Consider the following 25,336-nt stretch of genomic DNA (forward strand, 5'->3'; position numbering starts at 1 on the left):
GAATAATTTTAAGCTTTTAACCTCACAAACAACTGTTACTTTTTTTTGTTATGTTTAACTAAAAGGGCCTATGTCTAAATGGTTACGCATTATTTTAAAAGTATTACTAGGTTTATGTATTGTATTGGCATTGATCTGGTTTGGGGCCGCCTATTACATCAAACAAAACAACCAGAAAATTCTCTCACAGATCCTTACGCAGGTTAACGAAAAAGTTAGCGGACAGGTTACGATTGGCAGCATGGCTCCTAACTTGTTGAAAGGATTTCCTAATGTTTCAGTGTCTTTAAATCAAGTTCTTATTCGCGACAGCCTGTGGAAAAACCATCATCATGATCTTGTAAATGCAAAGAAGATTGAAATTTCTTTAAATATCTTCTCTCTTCTTGCTGGTACTGTCAATATTCGCAAGGCAGTTTTAAATAATGCTAATATTTACATTTATACTGATAGTACTGGCTACAGCAACACCAGCGCCTTTAAAAGCAAAAAAAATAAAGTTGAAAATCCGGAAGCCGATACAAATAAGGATAACCTAAAAATAGGCAGGATAGATTTTAAAGATGTTAACCTGATCATCGATAACCGTAAGCGTTTTAAGTTGTTCAACTTTAAAATTGATGCCCTTAACGGAAAAATCAAATATGGCCTAAATGGCTGGGATGGCGATATCAAAGTAAAGACCTATATCAACAGTTTTGCCTTTAACATAAACAAAGGAAGCTTTTTAAAAGACAAACAGATTCAAGGAACCATTATCGCTCATTTTAACGATAACAGTAAGCAAATTACCATAGACCAGAACAAGCTTAAAATAGGAAATGATATCTTCTATATAGGTGCTCAGATACAAACTGCACACGGAAAATCGGGTTTTAAGATAGATATCAAAACCGATGACATCCTATATAAAAATGTTTCGCTCTTGTTAGCGCCTAACATTTCTTCAAAACTGCTCAAATTTGGTATAGAAAAGCCTATAAACATAACGGGAAGCATTGTAGATGATGGTTCTAAAAGTCCCGATCCTTTGGTTCATGTTAAAATGATTGTAAAGGATAACAAGATTACCATTCCATCGGGCGAGCTAAATGCCTGTAATTTTACAGGTACTTTTACCAATAAAGATACTTTAAACAAAGAAATAGGAGATGAAAACTCCATTATCAGATTTTACAATCTTAAAGCCGATTATTACAATGCGCCCGTCAGTGTAGATACTTTAACGGTTACCAATTTCTCAAGACCTATTGCTACAGGATTGGTTAAGTCTTCCTTCCCCTTAACTAATTTAAACAGTTCGATAGGTGGTGAAACTTTTCTGTTTAAAAATGGCACTGCAGATATCAGGTTATTTTGCAAAGCCGATATTGATCATTTTCTGTTTACCAAACCTGTAATATGGGGCGATGTAAATATCAGCAATGCCGATATTACTTATCTGCCACGACAAATGCGTTTGGTTAACAGCAACCTTATTTTAAAATTTAATCAGAAAGACCTGAACATCAAAAGCAATCGCATACAATTGGGTAAAAGCGTTGTTGCTGTAGATTGCAATATTGGTAATTTTCTCAATTTCTATTATACCGATCCTAATAAAATACAGGCTACCCTTAAAATGACAAGTCCGCAGCTGTACATAGCTGAATTTATTCCCTTCTTAGGGCCAAGAAAAGGAACCGTAAAAAAGAAAACTGTCAAAGAAAATACCATAAAACAGGTATCAGACCAGTTAGATGCCGTTTTAGAAGCTGCTAAAATCAATATACAGTTAAAGGTGAACCGTGCCATATACAATAAGTTTACGGCCAATAATCTCAGTGCAGATATTGCTTTATTGGGCAATGGGGTCTATTTTAACAAGATCAATGTAAGTCATGCCGGAGGTAATCTTTCACTTAAGGGTAAGCTCACGCAATCGGGTGCCATAAACCGTTACCAGTTTAGCAGTAATATTAATAATGTGAATGTAAAGGAGTTTTTCTATGCGTTCGACAATTTTGGACAGAGCTCCGTTACCAGTAAAAACCTGAAAGGTTTCTTATCGGCCAATGTAAATGCAAGCGGTAATATTACTGATAAAGGTGCCATCGTATCGCGGTCTATGTTTGGGACGGTAAAATTCACATTGAACAAAGCAGCATTGGTAGGTTTTGAGCCTTTGGAGAAAATCGGGAAATTCATTTTCAGGAGCAGGAATTTAGCCAATGTAGAATTAGATAAACTAAATGGTTTACTTACTTTAAATGGCGACAAGGTTAACATCAGCCCCATGCAGGTTAATTCTACTGCACTCAATTTTAATGTGAAAGGTATTTATGGCTTTACCACCGGAACCAATATTGCCTTGGATGTTCCTTTACGCGACCCTAAGAAAAGCGCAGGAATTGTTGATGAAGAAGAAAGGCAATTAGCTCGTATGAAAGGTATAGTACTGCACCTTAAAGCTGTAGATGAAGGAGGTAAGCTAAAGATTAAATGGAATAAAGACCATGATTAGATGCTTAACTAATTCGACATGACGAATATAAGATTCATAATTACAATTTAGCGTCATCCTGAACTCGTTTCAGAATCTATTTTTATAAGAAGCTGACAAAAGCGGTATGTGGTGAGTTCTTTATTCAAAACTGAAAAAGACCGGGATTGTTCATCAACTTAAGGACATTTCGACAACTTGTTCCGAATTAAATTCGGGAAGCTCAATGCAACAAAGACAACATAACTATTTGGTTTTAAGTCACTTTAACGTCATTCCGAATTTATTTCGGAATCTTTAAATCCCTAAAAATGTTGAAACGAGTTCAGCATGACACAGAATAATTATTGCTTTAATTTTTCAGGAGAAACCGCATTGATCAAAGAGCGAGCGATGATACGGTTAGGATCAATTAAAGGCAAACCCTTATAATGACTTTGTGTTAAAGCTAAAGGCAGTTCCGTACATCCCAAAACAAAATGTGTTGCTCCTTTTTTGATCAGCTCATCCATAGCCAGTGTAAGTTCTTCTACTGCTTTATGTTTTACGGGAGAAGAAAATGCCTTTAAACCATATGATCTGCTATAAATAGCCTCATGTACACGCTCCTGCCAAATATCAGAAAGCTCCACAACTTCCAAACGATTTTCTTCAAGATTGTTCTTATACAAACCTGTATTATGAGTTCCTGTTGTAGAGAGAACGGCTACTTTAGCCTGGGGAGAAGTTTCACCGATATATTTCGCAGTTTCCTTTACCAAATGCAACAATTTGATAGCGGTACCGCTTTTTTCAAGTTCACTTTCTATGACGGAGAAAATTGGTTGAGCATGTGCAGTATTACAAGGTATAGCCGCAACTTTAGCACCATTAGCTGCTAAACTTCTTATAATATCTGCCAATGCAAAACCAGGATTTGTGTTTACCTTACCTATTATATATTCGGTTCGGTCAACTATTTTATGCGGGTATGACATCAGCAAGACCGGTAAATGATCCTGATCTGTTTCTACCTCTGTTTCTTCTATTATTTTTTTAAATACATCTAAACCTGCTAATGGCCCTACTCCTCCCACTATACCTATCATAATCTTGCTGTTTATTAATGTACCCTAAAGATAGATTTATTTTTCAATTGCCAATGGTAATTTGTTTTGATTTAAGGCATTATACTTCTTTAAGATGTTTAATGTTTCTTTTATAGGCAACGCTTTAACCGTACGTCCACCTTTTCCTTTCATATCTTCTGCCATAAACAGCGAATTCAGCAAGGCTTCTTCCGTAGCTTCCCAAACAGCCATAAACAAAGGCGACATATCATCATTGTTCAGATCATCTATAGTTCTTACCATAGATGAAGCATTATAAGGGATGCGATTTTTTGGATAAGTTGAAAATGCTACTGCATAATCTCCGCTTCCGTTAGACGAAAAAGCGCCTACATTGCCAAAAGCAATATAAGAACGTTTAGCCAAACGCTCCAGATTACGATCTGAAAGTGGTGCATCGGTAGCGATAATGATCATACATGAGCCATCGGCTTTGTAGATTTTGGTTTTATCCATCATGTAGAAATTATTCAACTCCCTGCCTACAGGCGCACCATTAATGGATAAAACACCGCCAAAATTAGATTGAACCAGCACGCCAACGGTGTATCCGCCTTTTGAAACAGGTAATACTCTTGAAGCTGTGCCAATACCACCTTTAAACCCCAAAGCTTCTGTTCCTGTTCCGGCACCTACATTTCCTTCTTTTACAGTACCCGATTTAGCTGATTTCAACGCTTCAAGTACATCTTCTGCCTTTACATGCCTACCTCTAATATCGTTTAGTCCGCCATCATTGGTTTCGCCTACCATGGCATTTACCGATTTCACATTTTCATTTCCCGGTAAAGCGAGTACATAATCTAATACTGCATTGGCTACAAGAGGCGCATTTAAAGTATTGGTAAGTACAATAGGTGTTTCAATATTGCCTAATTCTTTAATTTGCGATAAGCCCATTGATTTGCCGAAACCATTGCCTACATAAACTGCAGCAGGCACTTTATCCTGAAAAACATTACCCTGATGTGGGATAATTGCTGTAACTCCGGTTCTTACCGAATCGCCTTTTATAACCGTTTTTTGTCCTACGGTTACGCCGGCAACATCAGTTATGGCATTGTTTGTTCCGGTTTTAAGAATTCCTGTATATACGCCAAAATCTCTTGCACGGCCTCTTTTTTCTTGCGCATTAGCCGTTATAGTAAACCCTAAGGCCGCAGTTATACATACGATATTCCGGAAATGTAGTTTCATTTTTAGTTCAGCTTAAACGTTAGGTTATTTAGCCAAATCTATGAAACTATTTGAGATTATAAGCCTAATGCTTCTTTTAGTTTTGCATATCCTGTTTTGCTTACCGGCAGCCATATACCCGATTTTAAAAGCACAATATAATTGTCTTTCTCTTTCAGTTCTATTTTGGTTACCTGAGCAAGGTTAACTATATATGATCTGTGTATGCGGATGAACTGATTAGCACTGAGCGTTTTTTCAAAAAAGCTCATGGTTTTGTTCTTTTGGAAATTGCCTTCTGTAGTGTTGATTTTTACATAATCATCATCTGCCTCAAAGTAATTGATCTGTTCTACCGGTATGATCTTGATCACTCCGGCACTCTTTACCACTACCCTGTTTTGTTGCGCAGGCGATAAGGCTACATTCTCGATCAGTTCTTCGGTTGTTTTATCCAATGGTTTAGATGCTAACTTAGCGCTTAACTTTTGTAAAGCCTGATCAAACCTCTGCTGCTCAATAGGTTTTAAAAGATAATCTATGGCATTAACTTCAAATGCTTTAATGGCATATTCATCAAATGCGGTGGTAAATATAATTGCAGGGTGCTCATCAATGAGTTCCAGCATTTCAAAGCCATTGATCTTTGGCATCTGCACATCTAAAAAAATCAAATCTGGCTTATGTTGGGCAATTGCTTTTAGTCCCTCAAAACCATCACAGCATTCGGCCACAACTTCTATTTCTGTATGTGCCTGCAGATAATGCTTGATCACATCTCTCGCCAATGCTTCATCATCAATTAATAGGGTTCTGATCATAAGACTGTGGTATTTTTAGCTGGGTAATGAACAAGTTATCGTTTAAGGTTTGAGTTTGCAATAAATTACTATCGGCAAACAGCAAATATAATCTTCTTTTGATGGCTGATAATCCAAAACCTGTGCCTTCTACGAGTTGCATTTCAGGATCAAAAGGATTTGATACAATAATATTAAGATTATGGCTTTCTACAAATACTTTTATGGCAATAGTTACTGCGGCCGAAGTGTTATACAAGCCAAACTTAATGGCATTTTCTACAATTGGCTGCAATAATGTTCCCGGTAGTTTAAGATCTGCAGTATCTTCTTCTACCTGTATATCTATATTTAAGCGGTGGCTAAAGCGCACTTTTTCTATATCAAGGTAAAGCCCTATGTAGTCCATTTCATCACTTACACTTACCCAAATCTCATCATCGCGCTTTAAGGTACCTCTTAAAAAAGCAGCCAGTTTAGTGATCATGGTACCTGCTTCTTTAGGATTTACAATGGTTAATGCATATACCGAGTTTAAGCTATTAAACAAAAAATGGGGTTGCAACTGATGTCTCAATTTATTCAGTTCGGCTTCTTTTGCCAGATTTTGGGTTGCCAGTAAACGCTGTTGCGCCTCATTCTGCTCTTCTAACCTATACCACAATATATTAGCCAGTGCACACCATAACAGCATTACAAAAGCCAGCATTCCTCTAAAAATGAGCGTAAGATTAATAAAGTTGATGTAATAAGGATGCTTGGCAAAAAGATAGACCAGTGCATATTTAGACAAAAAAGCGATGATCGAAGCCAAAGCGCCTGTAAGCAGTACTACAAACAATAACTTTTCGTCTTTAGCCTGATAATAAGCCAATATATTGCTGATAACCACACAGGCTAAGGCAAAAAGGAGATTGCTAACTGCGCTGTCTGCAATAGAAATGGTCCAATCAAAACCATAAACCAGATGTATCACAAAAGCGCAGGCCGCAATCCATCCTGCCAAAAAGAGGTTGGCTATTACTTTTACATTTTTTATGGATAGTGGAGTAACTGTCACAACTGGCTTTTTAGAAGTTTTTAATTTCTATCCCGCCAAACATCGCTACACCTCTTAAAATTAATATCTTTTTCTGCTCAGGATTTAAAGGAACAATCGCTCTCTTATCATCCATACCACCCAATATGGCTGTAACTTCCGATTTAACTTCCCAACCCTGTGGTACAATGAGCTTAGCTCCACCAAAAATTGCCGTTACATCAATAACAATCTCGCCTTCAAAATCAGCCTGGGTAATGTTCACATCACAGCCTCCAAATATGGCTATAACCTGTCCGCCTTTAAAATTTTTGCTGTACACTGTTTGCTGACTGCCTCCAAAAATATTTACCGAATCCAGATAATCGCTTGAATTTGATGTGTTTTTAGTCTCTTCATCCGTTGCAGTAAATGCCTCGCCTTCGTTGTACGGAAAAGAGCGGTCAAAGCGGTTCTTCATTCTGTTTCGTCTTCTCTCCCATCTGTTTACGCTCATTCGTTTAGGTTTAACGATAAGAAATATGCCGATAACCAACAATAAGATAGGCAAGCCCAGTTGGCCGATATCAAAACTATGTATAGCCTCTTCTAAGGTAAAATAGCTACCTATAGCGATCAGTATAAACCAGCCTAAGCCTTCAAAGTTACGCTTGAAACCAATAAATAAACCTAAGCCTATTAAAAAGGTACTCCAGCTAAAAAGCCAGTCGGGTAAATTTAACCCTAAATTTTTAAGTAATAAAAGAGCCCCTATAGTAACGATGAATAAGCCTGCCCAGACTTTTCCTGAACGATTGATCATGTCTTTATTTTTAAATTGTTCCATTTTTGTAGTGTTAATTGTTGATCCAAAGGTATTGGCTATATTTACGTTCAACAATAACACTACGTTTAGCTGATAATTAGTGTCGGCAAGTTGCCTTAAAACATCGGTAAAATAATTTGTTATTTTGGAATTTTAAAATTTTTACCCCATAAACATGAAAAGAATATTACTTGTACTCAGTTTTCTTATTCCTTTATGTCTGAAAGCACAGGATATTAAACAGCATTATAAAATCTTTGATGTAAAAAAGAAAAGCCTTATTTCTTTAGATCAGATTATACAAGATATGCAACAGGCCAATGTCTTGTTTTTTGGCGAAGAGCATAATGATTCTATAGGGCATTATTTAGAAGCCGAAATATTTAAGAGCCTGGCCAAAGCTTATCCGGGTAAAACAGCGCTTACCTTAGAAATGTTCCATACAGATGTACAGCCCATTATTAACGAATATCTTCAAAATATAATTACCGAAAAGAATTTCATTAAAGAAGCAAGGGCCTGGAACAATTACAAAGATTACAGACCTATGGTAGAGCTGGCCAAACAGCAAAATTTAATGGTAATAGGTGGCAATGCTGCCGCAAGATACAGTAATGCAGTTACCAGAGAAGGATTAAGCATATTGGAAAAACTGCCTGCTGCTTCTAAATCTTTTCTGCCCAAATTACCTGTTGATACCGCTACCGGAAGGTATTATGATAAATTTATAGAAACTTTGGGCGGACACGGAATGGGCAGCATGAAAGTTTACCAAACCCAGAATTTCTGGGACGCGACTATGGCATGGTCTATCCATAACTTCTACAAAGCACATAAAGACTTTAAGATTTTTCAGGTAAATGGTCGTTTTCACAGCGATGAAAAGTTAGGTACTTATGCACAACTGATTAAGCTTAACCCTAAAATCAAAGCTTTAAACATCTCTTCTTTTGCTGCAGATGATTTTGAAAATCCAGTCTGGGAAAAATACACAGCTTTAGGCGACTATATCATTGTGACCGATCCTAAAGTGAAAAAGACTTTTTAAGCCTACATCAATAAAATTTTTTCGAAATATTTTCTTTTTTAAAATAAAATATTTTACTTTGTAATTCAAAGTTCTTTTCAAAATGCAAGAAAAAGATATTTATGCGGAACTGAGTTCCATCAGAAACTTAATGGAACGTTCCTCTAAGTTTATTTCGTTAAGCGGCTTATCCGGAATTATGGCTGGTATTTATGCGCTTATCGGTGCTTTTATCAGTTATAAAATCGTTTATGCAACGCAGGGCGGTCTCGAATACAGGGATTATTATGTAAACGACCCTAAAATATTTTTTCAATTATGTATGGTTGCCCTTGTTGTATTGATCCTTTCTTTAACAACAGGTATTTGGTTAACCATTAGGCAGGCTCGTAAAAAAGGAGAAAGTGCCTGGAACCCGGTAAGCAAACGTTTACTAAGCAGCCTTTCAATTCCATTGCTTACGGGTGGGATTTTTATCCTGATTTTATTGTACCGTGGCAATTATGACATCATTGCTTCTACCTGTCTTTTATTTTATGGACTGGCACTCATATCGGGCAGCAATTATACTTTTTCTGATGTAAAATGGTTGGGTTTCTGTGAAATTGCTCTGGGTCTCCTATCTGCTTTATTTCCCGGTTACGGTTTAATTTTCTGGACCATAGGTTTTGGCATTTTGCACATTATATATGGTTCTGTAATGCATTTTAAATACAACAAGTGAAAATCTCTTTAGAACAGTTTGATAAAGCTTTTGAAAACCGCTTACGATTACAGATCATGAGCGTTTTGGCAGCCAATGCGTATTATGATTTTAATGCTTTAAAAGATCTGTTAAATGCCACAGACGGAAATCTTGCGTCGCATTTAAAAGCATTGGAAAAAGAAGAATACATCGTTGTAACCAAAAGCTTTATCGGGCGTAAGCCTAATACACAATATGCCGCATCGGCAAAAGGCAAAGAGGCTTTTAAAAAGCATTTAGAAGCCTTGGCAAACTTAATTCAACAACAAAAAAACAATAATTAAATTTTTTTACTTTTTAACTTTGAAAATCAAAGTACTTTTTAAAAACAAATAACATGTTACAGGAAAACCTCACAAAAACAGTTAATTGGTTCAGGGAATCAATATTGATCAAACTTTGCTTTATCGGCATGCTTACGCTCGTACTTCTAATTCCTTCGGTATTGTTGCAGGATCTAGTTAGAGAACGACAGCAAAGACAGGGCGAAGTGGTTACAGAAATTTCTGATAAATGGTCTGGAGAACAATTGTTGGAAGGACCAATTTTGGTACTCCCCTACCTTAAAACCATTGCCGAAAAAAATGAAAAAGGTGTAGTGACTTATAAAGAGGATCTTCAAAACATCTATATCCTGCCCGAAGAACTGAACATCGATAGCAAGGTAAATCCCGAAACCTTACATCGTGGAATTTTTGAAACCGTGGTATATAATTCTAACATTAGTGTAAATGGTAAATTCAGTGCCTTAGAACTTAAAAAATCGGGCATAGATCCTAAACTGGTTCTTTGGAACAAAGCCAAAGTGGTTATCGGCCTGAGCGACCTAAAAGGGTTGAAAAATAATCCGAGTATGATGTTGGGCGGAAAACCTTATGAAATTGAACCTGAATTTACGCAGGCAAAGTTATTTCAGAACAATCTGATTACCCTTATAGATTTGAGCACAGATCAAAATACCGCCATTCCTTTTAGTTTCAATATGGATTTGAGAGGCAGCAGCGAACTTAATTTCTTTCATTTAGGAAAAACCACTACGCTTAAAATGGAAGGAAAGTGGGGTGATCCAAGTTTTACCGGCCGTTACCTGCCCGAAGAACGTAATATTACCAATGATAGTTTTAAAGCAACATGGAAAATACCTCACTTTAACAGATCCTTTCCTCAGCAATGGATGGATAAAGAGGCTTTAACCACTTCAGAAAATAACAAGCCCTATATTTCGGCCAATAATGACAACACTTTTGGCGTAAGATTTATCTTACCTGTAGATCAGTATCAAAAAACCATGAGATCGGCCAAATACGCCATCCTTATTATTTTATTAACTTTCCTTTCTCTGTTTTTTACTGAACTCCTCAACAAGAAAAAAATCCATCTTTTACATTACGCTTTAATTGGTGCCGCCATGATCATTTATTATGCGCTCTTACTTTCATTTAGTGAACAGTTTGGATTTAATATCGCTTATCTTATTGCCTCAGCAGCTACCATTGTACTGATTATATTTTTCTTACTGGGGCTTTTAAAAAGTAAAAAACCCGCGTTGGTATTTGGCATTATACTGTCCGTATTTTATGCCTTTATATTTGTCATTATCCAATTACAGGATTTTTCACTGCTTTTTGGCAGCGTAGGCTTATTTATTATCATCGCAACGATGATGTACCTTTCTACCAAACTAAACTGGGAAAGGAAATCAGCTTCAGAAATACAGGAATAGTATAAGTAAAATAAAAGATATGCTTAAATTCAATCGAAGAAATTTTGCAGTAGCAATCCTCTTGTTGCTCATAGAAATAGGCATTGCTCTCTTCATCAGAGATCAGATCATCAGGCCCTATATTGGCGATGTATTGGTAGTTATATTGATTTATTACTTTATTAAAAGTTTTTTAGATACACCCGTTAGAGAAACAGCAATTGGCGTGTTACTATTTGCTTACACCATAGAAACCCTGCAATATTTCAATATTGTTAAGGTTCTGGGTTTATCTGAATTTAAAATTTTAAGTGTTATGATAGGCAACTATTTTTCGTGGGTAGATATATTGTCCTATACAGCAGGCTTTGTTATGGTGTTATTTATAGAGAAGACCCGAAAAACCCGTTATCTGAAAGCGTTCGGTAAGATAGCTGAAATCTAAAAATGAATACGGCCTTTAGTTTCTCCTAAAGGCCGTATTTTTAATTCGTTTAAGTTTTTATTTCACCCTATAATTAACTTTTAAACAAAGCTTTCAATGTTTCTTTTCTTTTCTGTGAGTCCAGTTTTTGAAGCTCCGGATGTTTTTTCAAAAAAGAAATCATTAACATACTGCATTTCTCTTGGAGATTGAAATACTCTTCTGCATTTTTCATACCCGCATCTTTGTATAACTTAATCAGAGAGGCCTTATTGCGATTATTTCTAATTTGCTCACGTGATATGTTTTTAGGCAACTGGTATTTTTTAGTGATCATACCATCTATCAATTCCTTTTGTGCCTTTCTACATTCTATAAAAACAGGGTCTTTTTTCAGTTCCTTAACATCAATTTCCTGAAATAAGGCAAAACTAAAAGCGAGAATTACATTAACAAATATCTTCATCATTTATTTAAGTGAGGTTGGTTTTTATTTGTACGAATATAGCTAAATTAAGAATACAGGCAAGCCTTATCTCTTACGATAAGTCATGATCTGGTTTATAAGCTATTATTTATGGGTTGAAGAATATTTTGTGGTAACTTAGTAGCATATTGTAAACAGATACGAACAATTTAAAAACGTTAGCCAGATGTAATTTGTTTAGATTTCATTCTAGGTTAATATTTTTCAAACAAATTTGTAAAACATGAACTACCATCAATTACAACAAGAGGTAGAAACTTATGTGGTCAATTATTTTAATAACCACCATAACGCCAGCCTTGTTTACCATAATTTAGCACATACCAAAAGAGTGGTTGAGGCCGCTGTACAAATAGCCAATCATTATCAGTTAAAAGATGATGATTTTTTTATTGTTTATACCAGTGCCTGGTTTCATGATACGGGATATTTCATAGAGACCATATCACATGAAGAAAAGGGTGCTGAGCATGCTGCTACCTTTTTAAGCGGTTTGCATGTAGATGAAAAAATAATAACCGCGGTTAAAAGTGCCATATTAGCTACAAAATTACCCCAAAATCCGGCTAATTTAAACGAACAGATTTTATGTGATGCTGATTTATTTCATCTTGGAAGCGATGATTTTAATGAAAGATCAAAATTATTGCACAAAGAGGTAGAACAATTATGCCACAAAGAGATCAGTAAGAAAAACTGGCGAATCAGAGATATCGAATTTTTAGAAAAACATACCTATCATACCGATTATTGCAGGCTATTGCTCGATGAGAAAAAAGCAAAAAACATTGAAAAGCTCAAAAAGAAGTTAAATGAAAATGCTTTAAAGGAAACAGATCAGGAAAATAAAACCCTTACCACATTGAAAAAGGAAAAATCAGACAAGCACGTTAAAGAAGACAAAAATGAACAGCCAAGTAAAGGTGTAGAAACCATGTTTCGTATTACTTCGGCAAATAACCAGCGTTTAAGCGATATGGCCGATAACAAAGCTCAATTACTCATCACGGTTAATTCAATCATCATCTCCTTAATTGTGAGTCTTTTGTTGCGCCGCTTAGAAGATAATCCTTATCTGGTTGGACCAACCATTATCTTATTGTTGGTAAGCTTATCCTGTATCATATTTTCTATTCTCGCTACCAGGCCCAGCATACCAAAAGGTGTTTTTACCCAAGAAGATATTGATCAAAAACGGGTAAACCTGGTGTTCTTTGGTAATTTTTATAACATGCCATTAGAAGAATACCACAATGGTATGCAAAAAGTAATGGCCGATAAAGATTTTCTGTATGGAACTTTAATCAAAGACGTGTATTCACAAGGCGTGGTACTGGGCAGAAAATATAAGCTTATTAGAATAGCCTACAATATATTCATGTTCGGTTTAATTACCTCTGTATTGGCTTATATCATTTTTTCAGCCATTTATGATAAAATCTAATATGCAAGCTATTGCAACACATATGTTTGACAGAGATCTGAGTTGGCTTTCATTTAACGAACGGGTTTTACTGGAGGCAGAAAGGAGCGCTACGCCACTTTTAGAGAAAATCAAGTTCCTGTCTATCTATTCTTCTAACTTGGATGAGTTTTATAGGGTGCGTATGCCGGTTTTGCAGGCACTTAAAAAATTGAGCAAAAAGGAAAACAACGCTATACAACAACAGGATAATTTACTTAAGCAGGCTACTGAAACGATTTACAGACAGCAAGAAATGTTTGGTACAATCTTAAAAAGTATTGTATTGCCTCAGTTAAAATCTTACCATATCCATTTTATCTACAATGAGGACATACCTAAAGCATTAGACGATGAATTGAGCAATTACTTTTTAAGTACCATTTTAGCATTTATCCAACCCGTTGAAATTTCCAATCCTGATACAAGTTTTTTCCCGAACAATAACCAGCTCTATTTTTTGGTCAATGTAGAAACCGAAGGTAACAGAGCCGATTACATGGTTAACATCCCTTCAAATGAATTATCACGTTTTTACGAAACCCGTTATGATGGCGAAAGATATGTATTCATCATAGACGATATCATCCGAAATAATCTTCCTTTATTATTTAAAAACAAGCAGATCAAAGGTTGTTACAGCTTTAAGATTACCCGTAACGCCGAAATGGAGCTGGAAGATGAGTATAATATGGATATAGCAGACCTGATAGAAAAACAAATCCAGAAGCGCGATTTAGGCCTTGCTACCCGGTTTTTACACGAACCCGGTGTTCCGCAGTCTGCATTGGTATTTTTGATCCAGCGGTTAAACCTGAAACATGCCAATGTAGTTGAAGGCGGCAGATACCATAACTTAAAAGATCTGGCAGATTTCCCAATCAAAGATGCCGACTTGAGCAATGAAAAATGGCCTAAAATAGCTTATCCATGTTTTAAAAAAGAAATTACACTGCACCAGCAGATTACAGAAAAAGATTTGCTCTTTAATCCTCCATACCAATCTTACGATAGCATTTTGCGTTTTTTTAATGAAGCCGCTACAGATGAACTGACCACAGAAATCTATACCACTTTATACCGCGTTGCCAGCAACTCTAAAATTGTAAACGCTTTAATTACCGCAGCTAAAAATGGTAAAAAAGTTACGGTACTGGTAGAATTAAAGGCTCGTTTTGATGAAGCCAACAATATCAAATGGTCAAAAAAAATGAAAGCTGCCGGTGTAGAGATCATTTACAGTGTAACGGCCTTAAAAGTGCATGCAAAAGTGGCTTTGGTTAAAAGGAAACAAGGCATAAGAACCCAAAATACCGGTTTGTTTGCTACCGGAAATTTTAACGAAACTACAGCCAATTTTTATACCGATCATATTTTAATGACCGCGCATCAAGGCATGTTACGTGAACTTGAACTGTTGTTCCTGTTTTTGGCCAGACGTGAAAAACCTTCTGATCCCAATTTAATTGCATTTAATCATTTGCTGGTTGCCCAATTTAACTTACAATCCAGATTTTTGGCACTCATACAGCGCGAAATTGAATTTGCTCATTCAGGACTGTCTGCCGCTATTACCATTAAGCTAAATAATCTGGAAGAAGAAGTTATGATCAACAAGCTTTACGAGGCTGCCAGGGCAGGTGTAAAAATACAATTGATCATAAGAGGAATCTGCAGATTGATACCTACCGAAAACATTAATGTAAGAAGAATTGTTGATCGTTATTTAGAGCATGGCAGAATATTCTTGTTCCATAACAACGGAAATGCAGAAATGTTCCTGGGATCGGCCGATTGGATGAGCAGAAATATTTACAGGCGCATTGAGGTTTGTTTCCCTATTTTAAACGAAGAGATAAAGACAGAACTTAAAAAATTGTTATCGTTTCAATTACAGGATAATGTACAGGCCGTATATATAGATGATGAAATGAATAATATCCCTGTTCCGGTAAAAGGCGATTTGGTTCAGTCACAATATGCTATTTATCAATATTTAAAGAATAAGCCACAATGATACAACACTATGCCATGAAAAAATACCAGAAATTTTTGTTTTTACTTTTCTTCGGCTGTGCCACTACCCTACTTTCGTGCGCTCAGGAAAAAACGAAAAAAAATATTAGCCCTCCAGGCTACAATTTGAATGCACCACAAAAATATAATATGCCCGATGTATTGCAGGAAATATCTGGTATTGCCTTTTTAAATGGAAACAGCAACACCGTTTATGCAGAACAAGATGAAGATGGTAAAGTCTTTGTACTTACTTTGGGTTCTAAGAAACACACCATAACCAGATTTGCGAAAAAAGGCGATTATGAAGATATTGCTATTGCTAAAAACAAGATCATAGTACTTAAAAGTAACGGCGATCTATACGCTTTTCCTATTAGTGAAATTCCAAAAGCTGAAGCTGCAAACGTGGTAGAAACCAAATCGGTTTTACCTAAAGGTGAATATGAAAGTTTGTACGCCGACCCTGCCACAGGACAGCTTTATATTTTATGCAAAGAGTGCAAGCAAGATAAGGGCACTAAAAAAACCAGCGGTTTTATTTTAAACATGCAAAACGATGGTCGTTTTGTATTAACTAAAACTTTTAACGTAGATGCCAGTTCACTTGAAAAATTAACCGGACGAAAAAAAGGATCATTTCGCCCTTCTGCTATGAGCCAGCACCCTCTCACCAAAGAGTGGTATATCGTATCGGCCATTAATAAAGCACTAGTGGTAACAGATCCCAATTGGAAAATTAAAATGGCCTATCATTTAAGCTCAAATACATTTAATCAGCCTGAAGGTATCGCTTTTGATAAGCAGGGTAACCTGTTTATCTCTAATGAAGGGAGTGACACCCAATACGGCAATATTTTAAGATTTGATTATAAAGCAACTAAAAAATAGCTTATGCTTAAAAAATTTACGCTTATTGTTCTCCTTATCTTAACCGGTTTTTATGGCTTTGCACAACAGGACATAAAATACCGCGTAATACTGATTGGCGATGCCGGAGAGATGAACACCGGACAGTTGGAGTCTTTAAAAAGCGCTGCAAACCATGTAATCAAGGGAAAAACAACTACGCTTTTTTTAGGAGATAACATTTATCCAACCGGAATGGCTTTACCCGGAAGCAATAACATTAAAGAAACAGAACAAATCTTAAAATCGCAGTTTGAGCCCATGCGGGCAAATGGTGCTGCCGTTTATTTTGTTCCGGGCAATCACGATTGGGATAAATCAGGTCCCAATGGCTTAGCAAAAATTCAGGCACAAGGCCAATTCTTGGCTTCCTTTAACGACCCTTTGTTAAAACTCGTTCCCGATAATGGTTGTCCAAATCCGGTAGCCATTAATTTAACCGATAAACTGACCATTATTGCTTATGACAGCGAATGGTGGCTCTTTCCGTACGATAAATCAAATCCAGATTGTGAGTGTGATACCAAAGAGCAGGTTATTATGCGCATGAGAGAACTACTGGCCCAAAACAAGGATAAGATGATTATTCTGGCTTCTCATCATCCGTTTCAAAGCTATGGCTCACACGGCGGTTACTTTACTTTAAAAAACCATATTTTCCCGCTTACTGCACTAAGTAGCAATTTATACATTCCCTTACCTATCATTGGCTCTCTTTATCCTTTTTTAAGAACAACTTTTCTTAATCCCGAAGATATGGGGCACCCGCTGTACAAAGAGATGATTGAAAAGGTAAACAGTGTTTTTGGCGATTTGCCCAATGTGGTTTATGCAGCCGGACATGAACATGGCTTACAATTGATCAAAAGTAAACAGCTACAAATTGTAAGTGGTGCAGGTGCAAAACACAACCCTAACAAACTGGGCAAAAACTCATTGTTCCATAGTTTCGAAAACGGTTATGTGATAGCCGATCAGTTGATAAACAATGATATGCGTTATGAGTATTATACTTATGGCACCAACGGCGTTACAAAAGTTTTCAGCTATACACAAGCTTACCAGCAAGTAGAAGATACTCCGCTTAAAATGGCAAAAGTAATTACTGCTGATAGTATGTTTGTAAAGGTAAAACCCTCATTTGATACGGTAAGCAATTTTCACAGGTATCTGTTTGGCGATAATTACCGAAAAGATTATGCCACCGATACGAAATTGCCTGTAATCCGTATTTCTGAAATTATGGGTGGGTTAAAACCTACCCAACTGGGTGGAGGTAACCAATCTCGTTCACTCAGACTGGTAGATAAAAATGGTAAAGAATATGCCCTGCGTAGTGTAGAAAAATACCCTGAAGTATTGTTGCCACAAGGTTTACGAAACACTTTTGCAAAAGATGTAATACGAGATAACATGGCATCTCAGCATCCGTTTTCTGCTTTAATCGTACCAGTTTTAGCCAAAGCCGCAGGTGTACCGCACAGCAATCCGATGATAGGTCTGGTTTCTCCCGATAAAAATTTAGGAGATTATGCTCCGCTGTTTGAAAATACCATCTGTTTATTGGAAGAAAGAAATCCTTTGGGTCCTTCAGATAATACCGCCAAAATGTTCAAAAAACTGGCTAAAGATAACGACAATACCTACGATGCGAAGATGTATCTCAGAGCAAAAGCTTTAGATGTATTGCTTGGCGATTGGGACAGGCACGAGGACCAATGGCGCTGGAAAGCCGATACAACCAAGAAAGGATTAAAGTATTTACCTGTACCTAGAGATCGCGATCAGGTATTTTTCAGATCTGACGGTAAAATACAACGATATGCCCAAAAATCAGATTTGTTACCTATGATGCAGGGAATAGAACGGGATTTAAAAGACGGCGATTGGTTTTTATGGGAAGGAAGAGCGATAAACAGCACCTGGTTATCGCAATACACCGAGCAACAATGGAACAAGGAGATTAAGGAATTTTGTGATCTTTTTACCGATGAGGTTTTTGAAGAAGCACTGAAAAGATTACCTAAAGAAAGTTATGCATTAAGGCACGACCAGTTTCTGGCCGAACTTAAACAACGCAAAGCCAGTCTGCCAAAAGTAATGGGCCAATATTATCGCTTTTTTAACCGCATTGTTGATGTGCAGGCAAGCCATAAAAATGAAAAAGCCGAAATCAATGGCTTAGAAAATGGTCATTTAAAAGTAGAACTCTACAAGATCAACAAATCAGGCAATATAAAAGACGTAACTTTCAGCCGCGTTTTCGATCCAGAAATTACCAAGCAGATCCGCTTATATATGAGAGACGGAAATGACAGCGTATATATCAACAATAAAACTTCGCCCATCGCTTTGAAAATAATTTCCGGACATGGTAAAAAGGTATATAGTGTAACTGCTTCACGCCAGTCTGTGCGCTTGTTTGGACTTAAAGATGAAAATGTATTTGAAGGAGATGAGGTAAATAAACTTCGCCCTAAATTATCTGCCGATACCGGAAATGCAACTTATCTGAGCAAAGATCTGTACAGCAGAACATCTTTATATCCCAATGTAGGCTACAACCTTGATGATGGCATATCTTTAGGCGCTTTCATGAAGATCACCAATCCGGGATTTAGAAAACAACCTTACGGCAATTCACAATCTTTTAGCTTTCTGTACGCTTTTGCTACCTCTGCCATCAGATTTAAATACATTGGCGACTGGTTAAAGGCCTTAGGTGAAGCCGATGTAGTAGTACACGCCCATGTACAAGCACCAGATAATACCCGCAATTTTTTCGGTGTGGGCAACGAAACTTCTTTTAACAATGGCATAAGATATTACCGTACCAGAACAAATCTTATCCAGCTGGAAACCACCATGCGCTGGCGCAGGCCAAAATCTACTTTTAGCATCGGGCCGAGTTTCCAGTATTATTCTTTTGATCAGAAAAATAACCAGGATAAATTTATCAATAATGTAGATGAGCTCAACTCATCAGATCGTTTTGTAATAAAGCGCAACAAGCTGTATGCAGGTGCAATAGTTAATTTCATTAACAATACCCGCGATAACGAATTGTTACCAACTCTAGGAAGCTACATAGATTTTAAACTATCGGCTTATAAAGGCATAAGCAGTGCCGCAAGATCATTTGGACAGTTTACTGGTTCTATTGCCTTGTACAAAAATTTAGATGGACGTGCCAATTTGGTTTTAGCCAACAGGTTTGGTGGTGCCATAACTGTAGGCAATCCCGCTTTTTATCAATATGCTTATTTAGGTGGCGAAGGCACACTTTTAGGTTACAGACAGTACAGATTTGCAGGCGAACATAGTTTCTATAATAATTTAGAACTCAGGATAAGACTGGGCGATTTTGTAAGCTATGTATTACCGGGACAGGTAGGCATTATGGGGCTGTATGATGTAGGACGTGTATGGGCAAAAAATGATCCTTCTAACCAATGGCATCATGGCGTTGGGGGCGGTTTATACTTCTCTCCTGCTCAGTTAACCATATTAAGAGCAATTGCAGTTTACTCAAAAGAAGGATGGTACCCTCAATTTTCAATGAATTTCAGATTTTAAAGCAATGAACACCAACGTTATAAAGATCAATAATAATGAATGTATTGGCCGTCAGATAGAATGGAGCCTGTCTTTCAGACCATTGGTGGCCTATCTGAAAAGAAGATTAAAAACCGAAGAAACCATTAAAAAGGAGTTTTACAGGTTCCTGCTTGAAAAAATAGAAAAAGAAGGTGCCCTAGCCAAAAATCTAGTGGTAGAAAACCTATCTGAACACAAAGAAACCCTCGAACTTATTTTTACCATTTTAACGCCGTTAATGGCGAATGAGAAAGAATTGTATTGGGCTTTAAGTACGCCTGTTCCGGATCAGATTTTTTTCAGCACAGACCTGCTTTATAATTTCATTCAGAAAAATGTAGAAGAAAAAGATAGGGTTGATGAAGAATATGTAAAACAAAAAGAAAAAAATCAGTTAAAATTCATTTACAATGTTATCCTAAAGCGGTATTACAATTATTCGGTACTTACCAATAATGAAATGCGCTTTGCCTACGATAATCCGCAAACAGGTTTAATCCAGTATTATAATGTTAATGTAGATACCCAATTTGTAGATATTACCTACAAGAAAAATGAATTACCATCACTCAATTTCGAGCAGTTCTCTGGATTTGTGGATGATGAACATGGTTTAGAATTGTTGCATACCGCTTTACCTTTAAGCGATTTTAAGTTCGATGGCTTTACAGTAATTTCAATTACCGATGTTACCCTACAACATGCCATAGATGGTATAAGAGAGGCTTTGGTTAACCACAATTACCAAACCGAGGCTTACAATCACATTATACAAACGCTGAGAACTTTAGGCGGAAATGCCCAATTAGAATTTGGATTATTGCCTTTAATTACGGTAAACGATAAACCTATTTTGGATGATGATGATGATTCGAGTATGCTCATTAATGCAGGCAAGCAATTTGGTATAGACGACAGCGTTTTTTACCAGCAATTAGAGTTATACAAGAATAATCCGCAACCTCTGTTTTTTAATAAGATTACAGATGAACAGGTAGCCAAAACACCATTTATGGATGCCATCAGAAAAAGTGGTATCAAATCTTATTCTATCTTACCTGCGTTTTATAATGCACAACTGGTTGGTATATTAGAAATCTACTCCAAACAGGAGGTTTTAATAGATGACCTGTTGCTCTCACGCCTGCATTCTGCTATGCCACTTTTAGGCCAGCTTTTTCAGTACCGTATAGAGGAATTTAACGCCAAGATGGACGAAGTGCTAAAAGATAAATTTACCGCTTTGCAACCATCAGTACAATGGAAATTTAACCAGCAGGTATGGGAGTTCATCAAGAAGAACAAAGGCAATAAAAATGCCCAGGATATTGAAACAGTCACTTTTAAAGACTTATATCCCTTATTTGGAGCCATTGATATCAGAAACTCTACCGTAGAGCGAAACCTGGCCTTAAAAGAAGATCTGAAAATGCAATTGGAAAAGCTGAGTTCTTCACTTACGGCCCTGAAAAAAACTATAAAATTAGACTTGATTGATAAAATTCTGTACAACTGCAAAAACTGGATAGAAAAAACAAGCGACTTTATCAGTTCAAGCGATGAAGATGCATTAAACGAATTCTTGGAGTTTGAAGTATATCCGGTGTTAAAGCATGTAGAGAAAAACCACCCTGCGGCAAAAGAGATTGTGGATGATTATTTTGCAAGCATCAATCCCGATACAGGGATGGCCTACCAGAACAGAAGAACTTTAGAAACTTCTATGCAATTTATTAATTCATCAGTAGGCGAATATTTAGAACGTGCACAGGAAGAATTACAGAAAACCTTTCCATTTTATTTTGCGAAATTCAGGACTGATGGCGTAGAATATGACATCTATATTGGTCAGGAGATTGCTCCGGATATTCCTTTTGATACGCTTTTCCTTAAAAATATGCGACTTTGGCAACTGCAATCTATGGTAGAAATCGCACGTTTAACCAATCGTTTGGTAAATAAAATGGTTAAACCATTGTTAACTACGCAACTCATCTTTATTCATTCCAATCCTATAGATATTAGCTTTAGAAATGACGAACGACGTTTTGATGTAGAGGGAAGCTATAATATCCGTTATGAAGTGATCAAGAAACGGATAGACAAGGTTAAGATCAGAGATAAAGATGAAAGGTTAACACAGCCCGGAAAAATAGCCTTGATTTATCACAATACTTTTGAAGCGAACGAATATTTAACCTATATCAGTTATTTACAGGAACAGAAATTGTTAACAACAGACGTAGAAATGCTTGAACTGGAAGAACTTCAGGGCATAAGCGGTCTTAAAGCTTTAAGAGTTGGTGTAAATTATGAAGCGGATTAATTACTAATGCTTAAATATCTTTAGTTCTTTATTTGGCAAACTTTTTATTCCGCCTATCATTTAAATATTTTCTTACGGGAATATCATAAAACAACATAACGAGATAAGCTGCTCCAAGCAGCAGAAACAATCCGCCTATAACGATTAAAGTTAATGGTGTTGTACCCACTTTGTGGCTGGTATAATAATTTCCAAACATCCACATCACGGCATAATGCGTCATATACAGCGGATAAGAGATTTTTCCTGAAAAGGTACAAAGCTTCTTTAAACCGGGTGCTAAGGCTGCCCCTGCTCCCAAAGCAATCAACAGAGGAAAATAAAACAAAACCACCAAAGGCTCAGATACCACCTTCCATTTTGAATAAGGCATCACAAATGCCAGAGACAACAAAATAGCTAAACCGATAAATCCCAACTTGTTTTTAATGATCCATTGAGAACGGTAAATCAGCAATCCCGCTAAAAAAGAATAAGAGATCCGGGCTGCTCCATCCCAAAAAGTAGGCCCACTCCATCCGCCCAATAAATTGCCTGAACGGTAGCAAACAAAGCAAATAGCTACTGCTGAAATTATCGTTAACAATATTAAATATTTGCGGTTAAGCTTACAAAGTATAAATGCATAAACAATATTGGCAATATATTCCCAAAACAACGACCATGATGGAGCATTAAAACTAAACAGGTTAAATCCACGATCAGCTACTATAGGCAGCGGAATTAATAGCATGGAACATAAAAACACCAAAATAATCTTAGTAGCGCTGTACAATTCGGGATGCCCGCCAAAGGGATCAAACAAAAATGCCAGCAAACCTAATACCGATCCTGCTATAACCAAAGGATGCAATCTGATGATTCTCGATTTAAAAAACTCCAGAACTCCCATTTTTGCAATGCGGTCGTCATAAGCATAACCAATTACAAAGCCCGAAAGACAGAAGAAAAAATCTACTGCTAAAAAACCATGTGCAATAAAATTCTGGCTAAGATCCGCATAAACCCATTCCATAAAATGAAAGATGACCACCGCAATGGCAGCAATACCTCTTAGCCCATCAAGGATTTCAAAATGCTTTTTTGTCTCTAAGTCTATTGCAGTAGTTGGGTTGGTGTTCATTAATTTATTTCTAATCAGCTTAAATTTGAGCAAGAGTAGCCCTTAGTTTGTCGTTCGGCAAGGTATTTAAAATTAATAATTCAAGCAAGTGATAAATGAGCAGAGTAAATCCTCTAAAAAATTCGTATAAATAAAAAAGCAGCTCAAAAAGAACTGCTTTAAAAGCCGGTATATCTTATTAACAGCTCAACTATCGCATCAGGTTATTTACTGCGATACATTAAAACTTTGTTTTTATTTTAGTTTGGCCAAGCCATTTCTCGGTTTCTACTACATTGAAATATGGGTTATCTTTAAAGAGCTGTTTAATAATAGGAATATGATCATTTCCAATAACCAGAAATATAGCATTTTCTTTATAATCTAACTGCGCAAGGATTTTTGAATAGATGAAGATATTTCTACGGTACCAATCTGCCGTTAAATCGGCTCCCAGAAAATAATCAGCTTCTCTGCTGAATACATTAGTATTACCAATTTGTGGATACACATTAATATAATGTGCCTGAGAACTTTGTTGTACAGCTGCTGAGTTAAGCCAACGGAGATATTCTAATAAGTCTACAGTGCTACGAACGGAATCACTTTTCATGAGTGTAGTTAAAGGTACGGTCATTCCCAAACCGTTTTTCTTAACTAGCTTATCTTGTTCGTTATGAGCTTTGATATAATTAGCCAATTTTTGATAATAAACACCGTACATACCGGGATGATCACATTGATAGATATGTGGATGGTTAAGTGCAGCGGCAACACGAGCACCAACTTGCCAAATTTCATTTCTCATTTTTCTTAACTTCCCGTTTCTATATTCCTGATACGAGCTATCCATTTTGTTTTTATATTCCCATTCTGGCATGCGCTCTACAAAAACCTTATCAGGTTTTAAGCCGGTTACCATTTTCGCGAGTTTTTTAATGCTTTCCTGATGCTTTTCATCATTCACATCATAGGTTAAGGTATCAACCTGATTGAAATGAAAAGTACCCAACAGGTAAACATTAATTTTTTTAGTTTGGGCAACGGCCGAAAAATGGAGCACCAAGAAAGAGAATAATAAGATGCCTAGTTTTTTCATAAACAATAATTTAAAATATGAGTAGAATTTGCTCATATGACACCTTATTTAAAGAAACGTTGCATGGTAGAATTTTCCGTAAATATTATTCAGAATAGATAGAGACCACAAAAAAAGCAGCCTTTGTAAGCTGCTTTAAATTAGGATTATTGCGTATATAATTTATCAAACATACAATACCCACCTTACATCAAAAACATCCGTAATTTCTATGAGCTTTTCATTATAATTCCCCTCAAAAAGAATCTTTTTATTAAATTCCAGTTTTTGAATGAGTGCTCTTCTTACTTTAACATCGATACATTGTATAAAAATAGCCATATGGTTTCCAGGTATTCTTCCTTCGTTGTGTACCAGGTCAGAACCGTGGATAACGATGGATTCAGCAACAAGCGATGCGCTTACTATAGGCATTTCTGCATAACCCTGTAATCCTTTTTCAAAGGTTTCCAAACGCAATGTTCCGCCAAAGCAACTTTGGTAAAATGTGAGTGCCTCCTTACAATTTCCGGAGAAGGTAAGGAAAACAGCGCTCACAAATGGATTACAGTTAGGTGCAGTCATAACAGAAGTATTAAGCATCCGGAATTTCAGGTTCTACCAGTTTCATCAATTTCTCTAAGGATTCCTGCCAGCCTAAATAGCACATTTCAGCAGGTATCATTTCAGGAATGCCTTCCTGTACCACTTTAAGTTCGGTACCACACAAAACCTTATTTAGCCATACCGTTGTGGTCATTTGTCCAGGTAAATTGGGATCGTCGAAAGTATCGGTGTACTTAATGAATTCATTTGGTTTGATCTCAAGATACGTTCCACCAAAAGAATGGCTATTGCCTGTACTGAAATTAATAAAGGTCATTTTAAATTGGCCACCTTCTTTAAAATCCATTTGTTGTACGGTACATATAAAACCGTAAGGTGGTAGCCAAGTAGCATGAGCTAAAGGATCTGCAAATGCCCTGAATACTTTTTCAGGACTTGCTTTGATAACCCTATGCAAAGAAACGCTGTTACTTTTCATGATTA

The 25,336-nt window shown here is 36.7% G+C and carries 21 protein-coding genes; 11 read left to right on the top strand and 10 right to left on the bottom strand.

All coding sequences use genetic code 11. The features are described from left to right. Positions 1-70: 70 nt before the first annotated feature. Entirely contained in the window at positions 71-2,503 is a 2,433-nt protein-coding gene (locus MMF97_RS13670) for an AsmA family protein (RefSeq protein WP_243363063.1), read from the top strand. Positions 2,504-2,826: 323 nt separating this feature from the next. On the opposite strand, the gene MMF97_RS13675 is transcribed toward MMF97_RS13670, so the two are convergent. The 5 genes from MMF97_RS13675 to MMF97_RS13695 are packed head-to-tail and all read right to left on the bottom strand — an operon-like array spanning position 2,827 to position 7,432. Continuing rightward, a complete protein-coding gene (locus MMF97_RS13675; protein ID WP_243363064.1) occupies positions 2,827-3,570 on the bottom strand; it encodes an aspartate/glutamate racemase family protein in 744 nt (247 codons plus the stop codon). Positions 3,571-3,606: 36 nt separating this feature from the next. Continuing rightward, on the bottom strand, positions 3,607-4,788 hold the full coding sequence (locus MMF97_RS13680) for a DmpA family aminopeptidase (protein WP_243363065.1): 1,182 nt from the start codon (positions 4,786-4,788) through the stop codon (positions 3,607-3,609). Positions 4,789-4,844: 56 nt separating this feature from the next. Then, a complete protein-coding gene (locus MMF97_RS13685; protein ID WP_243363066.1) occupies positions 4,845-5,588 on the bottom strand; it encodes a LytR/AlgR family response regulator transcription factor in 744 nt (247 codons plus the stop codon). Beyond that, positions 5,566-6,627 (bottom strand): sensor histidine kinase, encoded by a 1,062-nt coding sequence (locus MMF97_RS13690; RefSeq protein WP_243363068.1) that lies wholly within the window; start codon positions 6,625-6,627, stop codon positions 5,566-5,568. Before MMF97_RS13690 ends, MMF97_RS13685 begins: the two co-directional genes overlap by 23 nt. Positions 6,628-6,637: 10 nt before the next feature. Beyond that, positions 6,638-7,432, bottom strand: a complete 795-nt coding sequence (locus tag MMF97_RS13695) for a LiaF transmembrane domain-containing protein (RefSeq protein ID WP_243363069.1) — start codon at positions 7,430-7,432, stop codon at positions 6,638-6,640. A gap of 154 nt (positions 7,433-7,586) precedes the next feature. Here MMF97_RS13695 and MMF97_RS13700 point away from each other — a divergent pair, with 154 nt between their 5' ends. The 5 genes from MMF97_RS13700 (at position 7,587) to MMF97_RS13720 (ending at position 11,330) form a co-directional block, all read left to right on the top strand. Beyond that, positions 7,587-8,459, top strand: coding sequence for a ChaN family lipoprotein (locus tag MMF97_RS13700; RefSeq protein WP_243363071.1), 873 nt, complete (start codon positions 7,587-7,589; stop codon positions 8,457-8,459). An 82-nt stretch (positions 8,460-8,541) separates the two neighbouring features. After that, on the top strand, positions 8,542-9,162 hold the full coding sequence (locus tag MMF97_RS13705; protein ID WP_243363073.1) for a hypothetical protein: 621 nt from the start codon (positions 8,542-8,544) through the stop codon (positions 9,160-9,162). Beyond that, a complete protein-coding gene (locus tag MMF97_RS13710) occupies positions 9,159-9,467 on the top strand; it encodes a winged helix-turn-helix domain-containing protein (protein WP_243363074.1) in 309 nt (102 codons plus the stop codon). The genes MMF97_RS13705 and MMF97_RS13710 overlap by 4 nt, the downstream gene beginning before the upstream one ends. 53 nt (positions 9,468-9,520) lie before the next feature. Beyond that, positions 9,521-10,906 carry a cell envelope integrity protein CreD gene (creD, locus tag MMF97_RS13715; protein ID WP_243363075.1) on the top strand — a complete coding sequence of 462 codons (1,386 nt, stop codon included), beginning with the start codon at positions 9,521-9,523 and terminating at the stop codon, positions 10,904-10,906. A 19-nt stretch (positions 10,907-10,925) separates the two neighbouring features. Beyond that, entirely contained in the window at positions 10,926-11,330 is a 405-nt protein-coding gene (locus MMF97_RS13720; protein WP_243363076.1) for a ribosomal maturation YjgA family protein, read from the top strand. A 73-nt stretch (positions 11,331-11,403) separates the two neighbouring features. Here MMF97_RS13720 and MMF97_RS13725 read toward each other — a convergent pair whose 3' ends face one another. Further along, on the bottom strand, positions 11,404-11,778 hold the full coding sequence (locus MMF97_RS13725) for a hypothetical protein (protein WP_243363077.1): 375 nt from the start codon (positions 11,776-11,778) through the stop codon (positions 11,404-11,406). Positions 11,779-12,019: 241 nt separating this feature from the next. On the opposite strand from MMF97_RS13725, the gene MMF97_RS13730 reads away from it, so the two are divergent. Genes MMF97_RS13730 through MMF97_RS13750 form a run of 5 tightly spaced genes read left to right on the top strand, consistent with a single transcriptional unit; the run spans position 12,020 to position 22,106 of the window. Continuing rightward, positions 12,020-13,240 carry a Pycsar system effector family protein gene (locus MMF97_RS13730; protein WP_243363078.1) on the top strand — a complete coding sequence of 407 codons (1,221 nt, stop codon included), beginning with the start codon at positions 12,020-12,022 and terminating at the stop codon, positions 13,238-13,240. 1 nt (position 13,241) lies between these two features. Continuing rightward, positions 13,242-15,275 (top strand): polyphosphate kinase 1, encoded by a 2,034-nt coding sequence (gene ppk1, locus MMF97_RS13735; RefSeq protein ID WP_243363079.1) that lies wholly within the window; start codon positions 13,242-13,244, stop codon positions 15,273-15,275. Then, positions 15,272-16,165 (top strand): SdiA-regulated domain-containing protein, encoded by an 894-nt coding sequence (locus tag MMF97_RS13740; RefSeq protein ID WP_243363080.1) that lies wholly within the window; start codon positions 15,272-15,274, stop codon positions 16,163-16,165. Before ppk1 ends, MMF97_RS13740 begins: the two co-directional genes overlap by 4 nt. A gap of 3 nt (positions 16,166-16,168) precedes the next feature. Further along, positions 16,169-19,759, top strand: coding sequence for a BamA/TamA family outer membrane protein (locus MMF97_RS13745; RefSeq protein WP_243363082.1), 3,591 nt, complete (start codon positions 16,169-16,171; stop codon positions 19,757-19,759). 4 nt (positions 19,760-19,763) lie between these two features. Then, entirely contained in the window at positions 19,764-22,106 is a 2,343-nt protein-coding gene (locus MMF97_RS13750; RefSeq protein ID WP_243363084.1) for a hypothetical protein, read from the top strand. A gap of 28 nt (positions 22,107-22,134) precedes the next feature. Here the strand turns inward: MMF97_RS13750 and MMF97_RS13755 are convergent, their stop codons facing one another. The 4 genes from MMF97_RS13755 to MMF97_RS13770 all read right to left on the bottom strand — a co-directional run bounded on the left by MMF97_RS13755 (position 22,135) and on the right by MMF97_RS13770 (position 25,331). Further along, positions 22,135-23,229: an acyltransferase family protein gene (locus MMF97_RS13755; protein WP_243363085.1), complete on the bottom strand. Its 1,095-nt coding sequence runs from the start codon at positions 23,227-23,229 to the stop codon at positions 22,135-22,137. 220 nt (positions 23,230-23,449) lie between these two features. Then, on the bottom strand, positions 23,450-24,307 hold the full coding sequence (locus MMF97_RS13760) for a DUF5694 domain-containing protein (RefSeq protein ID WP_243363087.1): 858 nt from the start codon (positions 24,305-24,307) through the stop codon (positions 23,450-23,452). Positions 24,308-24,472: 165 nt separating this feature from the next. Next, positions 24,473-24,871 carry a VOC family protein gene (locus MMF97_RS13765; protein ID WP_243363088.1) on the bottom strand — a complete coding sequence of 133 codons (399 nt, stop codon included), beginning with the start codon at positions 24,869-24,871 and terminating at the stop codon, positions 24,473-24,475. Between the two features lie 10 nt (positions 24,872-24,881). Further along, entirely contained in the window at positions 24,882-25,331 is a 450-nt protein-coding gene (locus MMF97_RS13770) for an SRPBCC family protein (RefSeq protein WP_243363089.1), read from the bottom strand. Positions 25,332-25,336: the final 5 nt, after the last annotated feature.

Source organism: Pedobacter montanisoli, assembly GCF_022809115.1.
Classification (GTDB): Bacteria; Bacteroidota; Bacteroidia; order Sphingobacteriales; family Sphingobacteriaceae; genus Pedobacter; species Pedobacter montanisoli.

What these genes read in the sequence shown, in the direction of transcription:
- MMF97_RS13695 (WP_243363069.1), bottom strand. Translation starts at nt 7,432, where the DNA reads ATGGAACAATTTAAAAATAAAGACATGATCAATCGTTCAGGAAAAGTC.
- MMF97_RS13750 (WP_243363084.1), top strand. Translation starts at nt 19,764, where the DNA reads ATGAACACCAACGTTATAAAGATCAATAATAATGAATGTATTGGCCGT.
- MMF97_RS13770 (WP_243363089.1), bottom strand. Translation starts at nt 25,331, where the DNA reads ATGAAAAGTAACAGCGTTTCTTTGCATAGGGTTATCAAAGCAAGTCCT.
- MMF97_RS13760 (WP_243363087.1), bottom strand. Translation starts at nt 24,307, where the DNA reads ATGAAAAAACTAGGCATCTTATTATTCTCTTTCTTGGTGCTCCATTTT.
- creD (WP_243363075.1), top strand. Translation starts at nt 9,521, where the DNA reads ATGTTACAGGAAAACCTCACAAAAACAGTTAATTGGTTCAGGGAATCA.
- MMF97_RS13725 (WP_243363077.1), bottom strand. Translation starts at nt 11,778, where the DNA reads ATGATGAAGATATTTGTTAATGTAATTCTCGCTTTTAGTTTTGCCTTA.
- MMF97_RS13680 (WP_243363065.1), bottom strand. Translation starts at nt 4,788, where the DNA reads ATGAAACTACATTTCCGGAATATCGTATGTATAACTGCGGCCTTAGGG.
- MMF97_RS13700 (WP_243363071.1), top strand. Translation starts at nt 7,587, where the DNA reads ATGAAAAGAATATTACTTGTACTCAGTTTTCTTATTCCTTTATGTCTG.
- MMF97_RS13705 (WP_243363073.1), top strand. Translation starts at nt 8,542, where the DNA reads ATGCAAGAAAAAGATATTTATGCGGAACTGAGTTCCATCAGAAACTTA.
- MMF97_RS13745 (WP_243363082.1), top strand. Translation starts at nt 16,169, where the DNA reads ATGCTTAAAAAATTTACGCTTATTGTTCTCCTTATCTTAACCGGTTTT.
- ppk1 (WP_243363079.1), top strand. Translation starts at nt 13,242, where the DNA reads ATGCAAGCTATTGCAACACATATGTTTGACAGAGATCTGAGTTGGCTT.
- MMF97_RS13670 (WP_243363063.1), top strand. Translation starts at nt 71, where the DNA reads ATGTCTAAATGGTTACGCATTATTTTAAAAGTATTACTAGGTTTATGT.
- MMF97_RS13675 (WP_243363064.1), bottom strand. Translation starts at nt 3,570, where the DNA reads ATGATAGGTATAGTGGGAGGAGTAGGGCCATTAGCAGGTTTAGATGTA.
- MMF97_RS13765 (WP_243363088.1), bottom strand. Translation starts at nt 24,871, where the DNA reads ATGACTGCACCTAACTGTAATCCATTTGTGAGCGCTGTTTTCCTTACC.
- MMF97_RS13685 (WP_243363066.1), bottom strand. Translation starts at nt 5,588, where the DNA reads ATGATCAGAACCCTATTAATTGATGATGAAGCATTGGCGAGAGATGTG.
- MMF97_RS13730 (WP_243363078.1), top strand. Translation starts at nt 12,020, where the DNA reads ATGAACTACCATCAATTACAACAAGAGGTAGAAACTTATGTGGTCAAT.
- MMF97_RS13740 (WP_243363080.1), top strand. Translation starts at nt 15,272, where the DNA reads ATGATACAACACTATGCCATGAAAAAATACCAGAAATTTTTGTTTTTA.
- MMF97_RS13720 (WP_243363076.1), top strand. Translation starts at nt 10,926, where the DNA reads ATGCTTAAATTCAATCGAAGAAATTTTGCAGTAGCAATCCTCTTGTTG.
- MMF97_RS13755 (WP_243363085.1), bottom strand. Translation starts at nt 23,229, where the DNA reads ATGAACACCAACCCAACTACTGCAATAGACTTAGAGACAAAAAAGCAT.